Origin of the sequence: Streptomyces muensis, from assembly GCF_021474425.1 — a bacterium.
Lineage (GTDB): Bacteria > Actinomycetota > Actinomycetes > Streptomycetales > Streptomycetaceae > Streptomyces > Streptomyces muensis.
This window is the reverse complement of sequence record NZ_JAKEIP010000607.1, coordinates 1-897: the sequence shown is the minus strand read 5'-3', so window position 1 is coordinate 897 and position 897 is coordinate 1. Positions and strand designations below refer to the sequence as shown.

Sequence of the window (897 nt, the reverse complement as noted above, 5' to 3'; positions counted from 1 at the left end):
CCCCCACACCGTCACCGCCGACCCCGGCCCGCCGACCCCCCGGCGCACCTCCGCGAGCGACACGCCCGGCGGTGTCGGGCGCATACCCGTGCTGGACGTCCGCCCGGTCGTCCAGCACGGACGCAGGCCCGCGAAGGCGGTGACCGGCGAGAGCTTCGAGGTCTCGGCGACCGTGTTCCGCGAGGGCCATGACGCCGTTGCCGCCAATGTCGTGCTGACCGACCCGGACGGCCGCCCGGGCCCGTGGACACCGATGCGTGAACTCGCCCCCGGCACCGACCGCTGGGGCGCCACCGTCACCGCCGGCGAGCCCGGCCACTGGACCTACCGGGTCGAGGCCTGGGGCGACCCGGTCACCACCTGGCGCCACCACGCCCGGATCAAGATCCCGGCCGGGATGGACACGGAGCTGGTCCTGGAGGAGGGCGCGCGGCTGTACGAGCGCGCGGCCGCCGACGTGCCCGAGAGCGCGGGGCGGTCCGTGGTCCTGACGGCCGTCGAGGCCCTGCGGGACGAGAACCGCCCCGCCGCCTGGCGGTTGGCCGCCGCGCTGACACCCGAGGTCGACGCGGTGCTGGGCCGGTATCCGCTACGGGACCTGGTCACGGCGTCGGACCCGCTGCCGTTGCTGGTCGAGCGCGAGCGGGCGTTGTTCGGCTCCTGGTACGAATTCTTCCCCCGCTCCGAGGGCACCCCGCAACAGCCCCACGGCACCTTCCGCACCGCCGCCCACCGGCTGCCCGCCATCGCCTCGATGGGCTTCGACGTCGTCTACCTCCCGCCGATCCACCCCATCGGCACCACCTTCCGCAAGGGCCCGAACAACACCCTCTCCGCCGGCCCCGACGACCCCGGCGTGCCCTGGGCGATCGGCTCCCCCGAGGGCGGCCACGACGC

The 897-nt window shown here is 75.5% G+C and carries 1 protein-coding gene; it reads left to right on the top strand.

Annotated elements, in window-relative coordinates:
* The coding region (locus L0P92_RS44680; protein WP_237696790.1) for a maltotransferase domain-containing protein at window positions 1–897 on the top strand (897 nt) is incomplete at both ends.